The sequence below is a fragment of the Pseudomonas sp. VS40 genome, assembly GCF_018587885.1.
In the GTDB taxonomy this organism is placed as follows: domain Bacteria; phylum Pseudomonadota; class Gammaproteobacteria; order Pseudomonadales; family Pseudomonadaceae; genus Aquipseudomonas; species Aquipseudomonas pergaminensis.
Window position 1 is genome coordinate 123,500 of the sequence record NZ_JAGYWD010000001.1, and the last position, 12,199, is coordinate 135,698.

Below are 12,199 nucleotides of genomic sequence, written 5' to 3' on the forward strand. Positions count from 1 at the left end.
AACGCCGCGAACATTAACCCTTGGTCGCGTCGTAGGCCAGTCTTGCCTTTACTACACCATCAGGAAATTGCAATTACACTGCCAGCAAGCCCCTTTGCAGGACTGGCCATTATGCGACATGTCGCTTTCTGTTTATTGCTGATGCTGTCGATCACAGTGCACGCCAATGAGGCGGACCGTCTGAAACAAGCCGATTTCCCGGCGCAGTCACAGCAACTGACCCTGAAAAACCAGGCGGTGCTCACCTACCTCTGGGCGGATGTCTACGCGGCGGCGCTGTACGCCCCGTCCGACCTGAGCGCCAAGCAGGCTTGGGCGCAACAAAAAGCGCTGCGCCTGACGCTGTACTACTTCCGCGACATCGACCGCAATGATGTGATCAAAGCCGCCACTGCCACGCTGCAGCGCCAGCAGGCCAGCGCCCGGTTGAAGCCCGAGATAGACAAACTGCACGCCAGTTTTCGTGATATCCGCAGCGGCGATCGGTATGCCCTGGATTTTCATCCGGGACGTGGTTTGAACCTGGAGATCAATGGGCAGGTGGTGTTCAGCAGTCGTGACGATGAGCTTGCCAGGACCTACCTGAGCCTCTGGCTGGCGCCCAATGGGCTGTCCGAACGCTTGCGTACCCAGTTGCTCAATTGAAGATTTGCGCTGGCTGAACGACCGCCTTCGCGAGCAAGCCCGCTCCCACATTTAACCGCGCGCGCCCTGAAGACACCCGGTCGAATGTGGAAGCGGGCTTTCTCGCGAAGAGGCTTCTCACAACCATAAAAAAGCCCCGAACCAGTCGGGGCCTTCTCATTCAACGCTAATGCTTAGCGCGGAAACGCAGGCGGGTTGACCCCGGCCATGTCTTCCATCACGCGAACCACCTGGCAGCTGTAGCCGAACTCGTTGTCGTACCAGACGTACAGCACAACGCGGTTGTCCTGGGTAATGGTCGCTTCGGCGTCCACCACACCGGCGTGGCGCGAGCCAACGAAGTCGGTGGAAACCACTTCCTGAGAATTGACGAAGTCGATTTGCTTGTGCAGATCGGAGTGCAGCGCCATGTAGCGCAGGTACTCGTTCATCTCTTCACGGGTGGCGGCTTTCTCAAGGTTCAGGTTGAGGATGGCCATCGACACGTTTGGTGTCGGAACACGGATCGCGTTACCGGTCAGCTTGCCGGCCAGCTCAGGCAGGGCCTTGGCAGCAGCGGTGGCAGCACCGGTCTCGGTGATCACCATGTTCAACGCGGCGCTACGACCACGGCGATCGCCCTTGTGGAAGTTGTCGATCAGGTTCTGGTCGTTGGTGTACGAGTGAACGGTCTCGACGTGGCCGTTGACGATACCGAACTTGTCATTTACTGCCTTCAGCACCGGCACGATGGCGTTGGTGGTGCAGGAAGCGGCGGACACGATCTTGTCGTCGGCGGTGATTTCAGTGTGGTTGATGCCGTGAACGATGTTCTTCAGCTTGCCCTTGCCAGGCGCGGTGAGGACAACGCGATCAACACCTGGGCAGGCCAAGTGCTGGCCCAGGCCTTCGGCGTCACGCCATACGCCGGTGTTGTCCACCAGCAGGGCGTCCTTGATGCCGTATTGGGTGTAATCCACCTCGGACGGGCTCTTCGCGTAGATCACCTGGATCAGGTTACCGTTGGCGGTGATGGTGTTGTTTTCTTCGTCGATGACGATGGTGCCGTTGAACGGACCGTGTACCGAATCGCGGCGCAGCAGGCTGGCACGCTTGGTCAGGTCGTTCTCGGCGCCTTTGCGCACCACGATGGCACGCAGGCGCAGGCCGTCGCCGCCACCGGTTTTTTCGATCAGGATGCGTGCCAGCAGGCGGCCGATACGACCGAAGCCGTACAGCACCACGTCTGTGCCTTTGCGGGCGGCGGCGTTTTGCTGGCCAACCACATCGGCCATTTCTTCACGCACGAACTGCTCGGCGGTACGGCCGGCGCCTTCCTTGCGGAATTTGTAGGCCAGTTTGCCCAGGTCTACCGACGCCGCGCCGAGCTTGAGCTCGCTCATGGCCTTGAGCAGTGGGAATGTTTCGTGGACGGAGAGTTCGCTGTCGTCGGCAGAGCGATGGCGTGCAAAGCGGTGGGCTTTGAGAATCGCGATGACGGACTGGTTGATCAGGCTGCGGCCATAGATCGAGCTCACCACATTGTTATTGCGGTACAGCTGACCGATAAGCGGGATCATCGCTTCTGCGAGTGCTTCACGGTCGATCCATTCACCAAGACACTGGTCGGGCTTCTGAGTCACGGGAACCTTCCACATGTAGGGGCTGAAAAAAGGGGCTACATTATGCCGCCCGACCGCCCTCGGAGCAATGCGCGTCCTACAACAAAAACCCCTTGCCAAAAAATACCGCCCCGCTACAGCCCAGTAAATACGCGGGTTCCAGAAGGCCACTCGTTGGGGAAGGCTGTCGACTTGTCCGTAACCCTCCTAAACAATCGCGCATTTGGGCACTACATATTGAGTCAAAACACGCCATTGTTTGTCTTAGCCACTACATTTCATACAAACCGTAATAGGCTCAGTCAGAAACTGACAGGCGGCACCTTGGGCCGTTACAATTACCGACTTTGTCGCAACGCTTGGAGCTCAACCTTCCGTGCCCGTTCTGCGTCTACCGCTTCTCCCTGCCGCGGCAGGTAAACAGCACTGGGGCAACCTGCCCGGTGCCGCCCTGAGCCTGGCCATCGCCGAGGCTGCCAGCGCAGCCAAGCGCTTTACCCTGCTGCTCACCGCCGACAGCCAAAGCGCCGAACGGTTGGAGCAGGAGCTGAGCTTCTTCGCCCCCGATTTGCCGGTGCTGCATTTCCCCGATTGGGAAACCCTGCCCTACGACCTGTTCTCGCCGCACCAGGACATCATCTCCCAGCGCATCGCCAGCCTGTACCGCTTGCCGGAACTGGCCCACGGCGTGCTGGTGGTGCCGATCACCACGGCCCTGCATCGCCTGGCGCCGACCAAGTTCCTGCTGGGCAGCAGCCTGGTGCTGGATATCGGCCAGAAGCTCGATGTGGAGCAGATGCGCACGCGCCTGGAAGCCAGTGGCTACCGTTGCGTCGACACCGTGTACGAGCACGGCGAGTTTGCCGTGCGCGGTGCGCTGATCGACCTGTTCCCGATGGGCAGCAAGTTGCCCTACCGCATCGATCTGTTCGATGACGAAATCGAGACGCTGCGCACCTTCGATCCGGAAAACCAGCGTTCCATCGACAAGGTGGACTCGGTCAAGCTGCTGCCTGCGCGGGAATTCCCGCTGCAAAAAGACGCGGTCACCCGCTTCAAGGCGCGCTTCCGTGAACGCTTCGACGTGGACTTCCGCCGCTGCCCGATCTTCCAGGACCTGAGCAGCGGGATTACTCCCGCCGGTATCGAGTACTACCTGCCGTTGTTCTTCGACGAGACCTCCACTCTGTTTGATTACCTGCCCCAGGACACCCAAGTGTTCTCGCTGCCGGGTATCGAGCAAGCGGCGGAGAACTTCTGGAACGACGTGCGTAACCGTTATGAAGAACGCCGCGTCGACCCATCCCGTCCTCTATTGCCGCCCGCCGAACTGTTCCTGCCGGTGGAAGACTGCTTCGCACGCCTGAAAAACTGGCCGCGCGTGGTCGCCAGCCAGCAGGATGTCGACACCGGTGTCGGCCGCGAACGCTTCCCCGCGGGCACACTGCCCGACCTGGCGATCCAGGCCAAAGCCACGCAACCGCTGGAAGCGCTGTCCAACTTCCTCGGCGACTTCCCAGGCCGCGTGCTGTTTACCGCCGAGTCTGCCGGCCGTCGCGAGGTGTTGCTGGAGCTGCTGGAGCGCCTGAAGCTGCGACCGAAAACCGTCGACAGCTGGCCGGATTTCGTCAAGAGCAAAGAGCGCCTGGCAATCACCATCGCGCCGCTCGATGAAGGCCTGTTGCTGGATGATCCGGCCCTGGCGCTGATCGCCGAGAGCCCGCTGTTCGGCCAGCGCGTGATGCAACGTCGCCGCCGCGAAAAACGCGCCGACGCCAACAACGATGCCGTGATCAAGAACCTCACCGAGCTGCGTGAAGGCGCGCCGGTGGTGCACATCGATCACGGCGTCGGCCGCTACCTGGGCCTGCAGACCCTGGAGATCGACAACCAGGCCGCCGAATTCCTCACCATGGAATACGCCGAGGGCGCCAAGCTCTACGTGCCAGTGGCCAGCCTGCACCTGATCGCGCGCTACACCGGCAGCGACGACGCCCTGGCGCCGTTGCACCGCCTGGGTTCCGAGACCTGGCAGAAAGCCAAGCGCAAAGCCGCCGAGCAGGTGCGCGACGTCGCCGCCGAATTGCTCGACATCTATGCACGTCGCGCCGCCCGTGAGGGTTACGCCTTCGCCGACCCGAAAGCCGACTACGCCACCTTCAGCGCCGGCTTCGCCTTCGAAGAAACCCCGGACCAGCAAACCACCATCGAAGCGGTACGCGCCGACATGCTCGCGCCCAAGCCCATGGACCGCCTGGTGTGCGGCGACGTGGGCTTCGGCAAGACCGAAGTGGCGATGCGCGCCGCCTTTATTGCGGTGCACGGCGGCAAGCAAGTCGCGATCCTGGTGCCTACTACCCTGCTCGCCCAGCAGCACTACAACAGCTTCCGCGACCGCTTTGCCGACTGGCCAGTGACCGTGGAAGTCATGAGCCGCTTCAAATCGGCCAAGGAAGTGAATGCCGCCATCGCCGATTTGGCCGAAGGCAAGATCGATATCGTCATCGGCACCCACAAGCTGCTGTCGGACGATGTGAAGATCAAGAACCTGGGCTTGGTGATCATCGACGAAGAACACCGCTTTGGTGTGCGCCAGAAAGAACAGCTCAAGGCCCTGCGCAGCGAAGTCGACATCCTCACCCTCACCGCCACGCCGATTCCGCGCACGCTGAACATGGCGGTGTCGGGCATGCGCGACCTGTCGATCATCGCCACGCCGCCGGCACGCCGTTTGTCGGTGCGCACGTTTGTGATGGAGCAGAACAAAAGCACGGTCAAGGAAGCACTGCTGCGCGAATTGCTGCGCGGCGGCCAGGTGTATTACCTGCACAACGACGTGAAGACCATCGAGAAATGCGCCGCCGACCTCGCCGAACTGGTGCCGGAAGCGCGTATCGCCATCGGCCATGGGCAGATGCGCGAGCGCGAACTCGAACAGGTGATGAGCGACTTCTACCACAAGCGCTTCAACGTGCTGATTGCCTCGACCATTATCGAGACCGGCATCGACGTGCCGAGCGCCAACACCATCATCATCGAGCGCGCCGACAAGTTCGGCCTGGCGCAGCTGCACCAGTTGCGCGGCCGGGTCGGGCGCAGTCACCACCAAGCTTATGCCTACCTGCTGACGCCGCCGCGCCAGCAGATCACCTCCGACGCGGAAAAGCGCCTGGAAGCCATCGCCAACACCCAGGACCTGGGCGCCGGTTTTGTATTGGCCACCAACGACCTGGAAATCCGTGGTGCCGGCGAGCTGCTGGGCGACGGCCAGAGCGGGCAGATCCAGGCGGTGGGTTTCACGCTGTATATGGAGATGCTTGAGCGCGCGGTGAAAGCCATCCGCAAAGGCGAGCAGCCGAACCTCGATCAACCGCTGGGCGGCGGGCCAGAAATCAATCTGCGCTTGCCCGCGTTGATTCCCGAGGATTACCTGCCCGACGTGCATGCGCGACTGATCCTGTACAAACGCATCGCCTCGGCCACCGATGAGGAAGGCCTCAAGGACCTGCAGGTGGAGATGATCGACCGCTTCGGCCTGCTGCCGGAACCGACCAAGAACCTGGTGCGTCTGACCCTGCTCAAATTGCAGGCCGAGCAGTTGGGCATCAAGAAGGTCGACGCCGGGCCGCAAGGTGGGCGCATCGAGTTCGAAGCACAGACACCGGTGGACCCATTGGTGCTGATCAAGCTGATCCAGGGCCAGCCCAACCGCTACAAGTTCGAAGGGGCTACGCTGTTCAAGTTCATGGTGCCGATGGAACGTGCCGAAGAACGCTTTAATACATTGGAGGCGTTGTTCGAGCGCCTCATCCCGAAATCTGCTTGAAGGACGCCCCAATGCGCCTGTTCCGCATTTTGAGCCTGTTGTTGGTGGTAGCGGCACCTGCGGCGTTCGCCGACAGCCCGTACCAGGTTGAAATGATCCTGGTGCGCCAGAATGCGGAGCCGGTGATCAACAGCCGCCCCGCCCCGGAAAACTGGGATGCCGGCGCAGTGCGCCTGGGCGACAAGTTGAGCCCGCCGCGCCTGAGCAATATCGTCGACAAGCTGCGAGCCGACTCCAGCTACACCGTGCTGGCGCACAAGGCCTGGGAGCAAAACCTCGGCGAGCAACCGGTCAAAGTCGCCATCACCGACGGCCAGGAGCAGTTCGGTCAGTTTCCCATCGAGGGCGTGTTGAGCCTGCAATTGGGGCGCTTTACCGACATTGATGCAAACTTCTGGATCAACCAGTTCGACGCCAATGGCAGCGTGATCGCCAGCGAGCACTTGAGCCAGACCGACGTGCGCACCAAGAACAACCAGCTCAACTACCTGGACGGCGGCCACCTGGCGCTGCTGATCAAGATCACCTCGCTGACCGCCAAGCCCCCCAGCGCACCGCCGCCCGACATTCAGGACTGATCCAGCGCCATGCCCCTGACGTCGTCGCTGACCAAACCCCTGGCCCCTTCGTGGGCCAATCGCTTCAAAGAGCAAAGCCTGGAGCGCGGGCGACGTTATGCCCTGGAGAACCGCGTGCGCATCGTCGAGTCCGGCGACAGCACCATCGTCGCCAGTTGCGAAGGCTCGGGCGGCAACGTCTACCGGCAGACCATCTCGCTGCGCGAGTCGGCCAAGGGCACGCTGATCCTGGTGGACAGCCGCTGTACCTGCCCGGTGCACACCAACTGTAAACACATCGCGGCGGTGCTGCTCAAGGTCCAGGAAACCCTGGCTTACCCAGCCGCCGCACAGGATGCCGAGCTGCTGGAAAAACTCCAGGCCGTACTGGAAAACCGCGTGGCGTTGCCGCAGGTGGTCATGGAGGACGTGGTGCCCGTGCCACGCCTGTGGCTCGCCAGTGTCGAGTTCAGTGCATTTGAGCCACGCAACGGCAAGATGCAGCGCTACATCCAGCACCGCGCGGCGTTATCGTTCAACTACCTGGGCAACTATGTCAGCGGGCAGAAAAACGCCGACATCATAGTGCGCCAGGACACCCAAAGCCTGCGCATCAAGCGCCATCCGGAGCTTGAGCAGCCGTACCGAGAACAACTGCGCCTGTTGGGTTTCAAGATCGCCACGCGCCAGAGCAAGGCGCTGCCGGAAAGTGCTGGCGAGTTGTTCGAGATGGTCAATGACAGTGCCTGGCTGAACTTCACCCTCAATGCCTCGCCGACGTTGAGGGCCGAGGGCTGGGAGCTGCAGATCGATGAGGATTTCGGCTTCGACCTGAGCGCCGTCGATGACTGGTACGCCACCGTCGATGAAGGCCCGGAGCGCGACTGGTTCGACCTGGAGCTGGGCATTATCGTCAACGGTGAGCGGCTGAGCCTGTTGCCGATCCTGCTAAACCTGATGCGCTCCCACACTGAGATCCTCAACCCGGAAAAACTCGCACGTCGGCGCGATGATGAACTGATCCTGGTGAACATCCCCGGCCTGCCGAACGGCGGCCATGGTCCGCTGCAAGTCGCCCTGCCCTACGGCCGCCTCAAACCGGTGCTGGCTACCCTCGGCGAGTTCTACCTGCAGGACGCCGGCACCACCACGCTGCGCCTGGCCAAGGCCGATGCAATTCGGTTGAACCCACTCGAAGACCTGCCGCTGCAATGGGAAGGCGGCGAGAAGATTCGCAACTTTGCCCAGCGCCTGCGGGATATCAAGGACTTCACCTGCGTGGCGCCCGAGGGGCTGAACGCAACTTTGCGCCCGTACCAGCTGGAAGGCTTGAGCTGGATGCAGTCACTGCGCCAGCTTGATGTCGGCGGGATTCTCGCGGATGACATGGGCTTGGGTAAAACCCTGCAAACCCTGGCGCATATTCTTACGGAGAAAGCCGCCGGACGCCTGGACCGCCCGTGCATGGTGGTGATGCCCACCAGTCTGATTCCCAACTGGCTCGATGAGGCGGCGCACTTCACCCCGCAACTCAAGGTGTTGGCCCTGTATGGCGCGGCGCGTAAGAAACACTTTGCCAACCTGAACGACTACGACCTGCTGCTGACCACCTACGCGCTGCTGCCCAAGGACATCGAACACCTCGCGGCCGTGCCCCTGCATGTGCTGATCCTCGATGAGGCCCAGTACATCAAGAACCCGTCCAGCAAAGCGGCCCAGGCGGCGCGCGAGCTGAATGCACGGCAGCGCCTGTGCCTGAGTGGCACGCCACTGGAAAACCACTTGGGTGAGCTGTGGTCGTTGTTTCATTTCCTGCTGCCGGGCTGGCTGGGTGACGTGAAAAGCTTCAACCGCGATTACCGCGTGCCCATCGAAAAACGCGCCAGTGACGTGCGTTTGCAGCACCTCAACGGTCGGATCAAACCTTTCCTACTGCGCCGCACCAAGGAACAGGTCGCCACGGAATTGCCGCCCAAGACCGAGATTATTCACTGGGTCGACCTCAATGAAGCCCAGCGCGACGTATACGAAACCATGCGCCTGGCCATGGACAAGAAAGTGCGCGACGAGATCACCCGCAAGGGTGTCGCACGCAGCCAGATCATCATTCTTGAGGCGCTGCTGAAACTGCGTCAGGTGTGCTGCGACTTACGCCTGGTCAACGAAGCCACCCTGCCCGCCCGTGGCAGCAGCTCGGGCAAACTCGACAGCCTGATGGAAATGCTTGAAGAGCTGTTTGAAGAAGGACGGCGGATCCTGTTGTTTTCGCAGTTCACCTCGATGTTGAGCCTGATCGAAGTCGAGCTTAAAAAACGCGGAATTGCCTACGCGCTGCTGACCGGCCAGACCCGCGATCGGCGCACGCCGGTAAAGGACTTCCAGAGCGGCAAGCTGCAGATTTTTCTGATCAGCCTGAAGGCCGGCGGTGTGGGCTTGAACCTGACGGAAGCCGACACGGTGATCCACTACGACCCATGGTGGAACCCGGCCACGGAAAACCAGGCCACCGACCGTGCGTATCGCATCGGGCAAGAGAAGCCGGTGTTCGTCTACAAGATGATTGCCCGAGGCACGGTGGAGGAGAAAATCCAGCACCTGCAAAAGGAAAAATCCGACCTGGCGGCGGGTGTGCTGGATGGGCGGACGACGGGAGATTGGCAGTTGGGCAATGAGGACATCGAGGCGTTGTTTGCGCCGCTGCCGAATAAGCAAGAAAAGCGCTGACTGCCAGACCGCCTTCGCGAGCAAGCCCGCTCCCACATTTGACTGCATTCCAAAGCTGGAACTCGGTCGAATGTGGGAGCGGGCTTGCTCGCGAAGGCCGCGCCGCGGTGTTCAGTCAATCAGTTGAGCATCCCGCAACGTCGTCAGCGCCGCCAGCCAACGCGGATCCTGCTTGTAGTCCGTCGAAGACATTGCCTGCCCACGCATCCGCGCAATGCGCGCCGACGGTGCGACCTTCATCCGCTGTGCCGCACTCAACGCCAACTCAGCCGCCGCACGATCGTTGCACACCAGCCCCATATCGCAACCGGCCGTCAGCGCCGCTTCAATCCGGCTGGCTGCATCACCGACCACATGTGCACCCGCCATGGACAGGTCATCACTGAAAATCACCCCATCGAACTGCAACTCACCGCGCAGGATGTCCTGCAACCAGCGGCGCGAGAAGCCGGCAGGCTGGGCGTCGACTTGCGGGTAGATGACATGGGCGGGCATGACGGCGGCCAGTTGCCGGCTCAAGCGTGCGAAAGGCACCAGGTCGTTGGCACGAATCTCTTCCAGGCTGCGTTCGTCATTGGGAATCGCGACGTGGGAATCGGCCTCGGCCCAACCATGGCCCGGGAAGTGTTTACCGGTGGCGGCCATGCCGGCGCTGTTCATGCCACGGATGAATGCGCCCGCCAGCACGGCAGCACGCTCGGGGTCGCCTTCGAAGGCGCGGGTGCCGACTACGGCGCTGCGTTGATAGTCCAGATCGAGTACCGGGGCGAAGCTCAGGTCCAGGCCCACGGCCAGCACTTCAGTGGCCATGATCCAGCCGCACTGCTCGGCCAGGAATTGCGCGTTGGGGTTATCCGCCAGCGCACGCATGGCCGGCAGACGTACAAAGCCCTGGCGCAGGCGCTGCACGCGACCGCCTTCCTGGTCGACGGCCAACAGCAGGTCCGGGCGCACGGCACGAATCGCCGCGCTCAACTCCCGCACTTGGCGCGGATGCTCGATATTGCGCGCGAAAATGATCAGGCCACCCACTTCAGGCTGGCGCAGCAGGTGGCGATCCTCGGCCGTCAGCCAGGTACCGGCAACGTCGACCATCAAAGAGCCTTGCAGGGCAGCAGTCATAAAACTTCCTTATAGAACGCACACAACCCGTTGCCCTCACCAGGCACAGTGAGCACAACGGGTTGTGAGTAAATAGCTGAATTCGGCATGGGCCGCTAGCTTAGCGGATGCAAGCGGCTGCGCACACCCGGGTCGGTCAAACCTTGGCGGGGGCTGGCGCGGATTTGCTGCGCGGGCGCAATTGGGCTGCGGCCATGGCCGGGTCAGTCACGCCGGTCTCGGCACGCATGCCAGCCGCCAGGAACGGCACCATCAGGCGCATGACCTGCTCAATGGAGGTGTTCACGCCGAAATCGGTTTCGGCAATGGCCCGCAACGCCTTGATCCCGGACATGCTGAACGCGGCGGCACCAAGCATGAAGTGCACACGCCAGAACAGTTCGATAGGCGGAATACGCGGGGCGGCCTCGTTGACCAGCAACATGTAGCGACGAAATACCTTGCCGTACATGTCTTCCAGGTAACGCCGCAGGTGACCCTGGCTCTGGCTGAACGCCAGGCCTAGCAGGCGCATGAAGATCGACAGGTCGTTGCCGCTGCGGGGCTGAACCACCAAGGCTTGTTCGACGAGGATTTCCAGCAGGTCTTCCAGTGTCGGCTTGTGGTCGGCCTTGGCCTGGCGACGCTCGAGCTCACGGTCAAGGCTGGCGCAGAAGGGCCCCAGGAAGCGCGAGAACACCGCCTGGATCAGGGCTTTCTTCGAGCCGAAATGGTAGTTCACGGCAGCCAGGTTGACCCCAGCCTTGCTGGTGATCAGCCGCAATGAAGTTTCAGCAAATCCTTTTTCCGCGAACAACTGCTCGGCAGCATCGAGAATGCGTTCAACGGTTTCCGACTGGGCCATGGCTACTCCGCCTGACAAACACTTGTTTGAAACATACGTTTCAGGTTGTGTCTTGTCAAGCCTGCGGGTCCGCTTTCCGGCTGGGCAGTCATGTATTTCATCGCTATTTAATCACATCACCAGCGGTCTGTAGGCAGCGCTATCTCTACGTTGTAGGAAGCGCGTCCGATGACCGTCCAGCGGAGTCATGGAAAAGGATGATTGCCAAGCGCAGTTCACTGTATATAATCCCAGTCACTGTATAAAAAGACAGAGCGATCAACATGCTAAAACTGACGCCACGCCAAGCTGAGATTCTGGCTTTTATCAAGCGCTGCCTCGATGACAACGGCTACCCGCCGACGCGAGCGGAAATTGCGCTGGAACTGGGGTTCAAGTCCCCCAACGCCGCCGAGGAACACCTCAAGGCCCTCGCTCGCAAAGGCGCGATCGAGATGACCCCCGGTGCTTCTCGCGGTATTCGCATCCCTGGCTTCGAAGCCAAGGCCGACGAATCGACCCTGCCGATCATCGGCCGTGTCGCTGCCGGTGCGCCGATACTGGCGCAGCAGCATGTCGAGGAGTCCTGCAACATCAACCCCACCTTCTTCCACCCTCGCGCCGACTACCTGTTGCGGGTCCATGGCATGAGCATGAAGGACGTGGGCATCTTCGATGGCGACCTGCTGGCCGTCCACACCACCCGCGAAGCCCGTAATGGCCAGATCGTCGTTGCCCGTATCGGCGACGAAGTCACCGTCAAACGCTTCAAGCGCGAAGGCAGCAAGGTCTGGCTCCTGGCCGAGAACCCTGAGTTCGCCCCGATTGAAGTGAACCTGAAAGATCAGGACCTGGTGATCGAAGGCTTGAGCGTCGGCGTCATTCGCCGCTAAAGGAGGCA

The 12,199-nt window shown here is 61.4% G+C and carries 8 protein-coding genes; 5 read left to right on the plus strand and 3 right to left on the minus strand.

Annotated features, from left to right (window positions below; all coding sequences use genetic code 11):
* Positions 1-111 precede the first annotated feature (111 nt).
* Positions 112-645: a chalcone isomerase family protein gene (locus KHP07_RS00555; RefSeq protein WP_078047435.1), complete on the plus strand. Its 534-nt coding sequence runs from the start codon at positions 112-114 to the stop codon at positions 643-645.
* Between the two features lie 173 nt (positions 646-818).
* Here KHP07_RS00555 and KHP07_RS00560 read toward each other — a convergent pair whose 3' ends face one another.
* Positions 819-2,282, minus strand: a complete 1,464-nt coding sequence (locus KHP07_RS00560) for a glyceraldehyde-3-phosphate dehydrogenase (RefSeq protein WP_214496422.1) — start codon at positions 2,280-2,282, stop codon at positions 819-821.
* 340 nt (positions 2,283-2,622) lie between these two features.
* On the opposite strand from KHP07_RS00560, the gene mfd reads away from it, so the two are divergent.
* The 3 genes from mfd to KHP07_RS00575 are packed head-to-tail and all read left to right on the plus strand — an operon-like array spanning position 2,623 to position 9,353.
* Positions 2,623-6,072 (plus strand): transcription-repair coupling factor, encoded by a 3,450-nt coding sequence (gene mfd, locus KHP07_RS00565; RefSeq protein WP_078047433.1) that lies wholly within the window; start codon positions 2,623-2,625, stop codon positions 6,070-6,072.
* Positions 6,073-6,083: 11 nt separating this feature from the next.
* Positions 6,084-6,650, plus strand: a complete 567-nt coding sequence (locus tag KHP07_RS00570; RefSeq protein ID WP_100491279.1) for a CsiV family protein — start codon at positions 6,084-6,086, stop codon at positions 6,648-6,650.
* A 9-nt stretch (positions 6,651-6,659) separates the two neighbouring features.
* The gene (locus KHP07_RS00575) at positions 6,660-9,353 is read left to right on the plus strand and encodes a DEAD/DEAH box helicase (protein ID WP_100491280.1); all 2,694 of its coding nucleotides are present in this window, start codon (positions 6,660-6,662) and stop codon (positions 9,351-9,353) included.
* 111 nt (positions 9,354-9,464) lie between these two features.
* Here KHP07_RS00575 and nagZ read toward each other — a convergent pair whose 3' ends face one another.
* Both nagZ and KHP07_RS00585 read right to left on the minus strand, forming a co-directional pair.
* On the minus strand, positions 9,465-10,475 hold the full coding sequence (gene nagZ / locus KHP07_RS00580) for a beta-N-acetylhexosaminidase (RefSeq protein ID WP_214496423.1): 1,011 nt from the start codon (positions 10,473-10,475) through the stop codon (positions 9,465-9,467).
* A 136-nt stretch (positions 10,476-10,611) separates the two neighbouring features.
* Positions 10,612-11,319 (minus strand): TetR/AcrR family transcriptional regulator, encoded by a 708-nt coding sequence (locus KHP07_RS00585; RefSeq protein ID WP_025856990.1) that lies wholly within the window; start codon positions 11,317-11,319, stop codon positions 10,612-10,614.
* Between the two features lie 263 nt (positions 11,320-11,582).
* On the opposite strand from KHP07_RS00585, the gene lexA reads away from it, so the two are divergent.
* On the plus strand, positions 11,583-12,191 hold the full coding sequence (gene lexA, locus KHP07_RS00590) for a transcriptional repressor LexA (protein ID WP_003172575.1): 609 nt from the start codon (positions 11,583-11,585) through the stop codon (positions 12,189-12,191).
* Positions 12,192-12,199: the final 8 nt, after the last annotated feature.

What these genes read in the sequence shown, in the direction of transcription:
- KHP07_RS00555 (WP_078047435.1), top strand. Translation starts at nt 112, where the DNA reads ATGCGACATGTCGCTTTCTGTTTATTGCTGATGCTGTCGATCACAGTG.
- KHP07_RS00560 (WP_214496422.1), bottom strand. Translation starts at nt 2,282, where the DNA reads ATGTGGAAGGTTCCCGTGACTCAGAAGCCCGACCAGTGTCTTGGTGAA.
- KHP07_RS00570 (WP_100491279.1), top strand. Translation starts at nt 6,084, where the DNA reads ATGCGCCTGTTCCGCATTTTGAGCCTGTTGTTGGTGGTAGCGGCACCT.
- KHP07_RS00575 (WP_100491280.1), top strand. Translation starts at nt 6,660, where the DNA reads ATGCCCCTGACGTCGTCGCTGACCAAACCCCTGGCCCCTTCGTGGGCC.
- nagZ (WP_214496423.1), bottom strand. Translation starts at nt 10,475, where the DNA reads ATGACTGCTGCCCTGCAAGGCTCTTTGATGGTCGACGTTGCCGGTACC.
- KHP07_RS00585 (WP_025856990.1), bottom strand. Translation starts at nt 11,319, where the DNA reads ATGGCCCAGTCGGAAACCGTTGAACGCATTCTCGATGCTGCCGAGCAG.
- lexA (WP_003172575.1), top strand. Translation starts at nt 11,583, where the DNA reads ATGCTAAAACTGACGCCACGCCAAGCTGAGATTCTGGCTTTTATCAAG.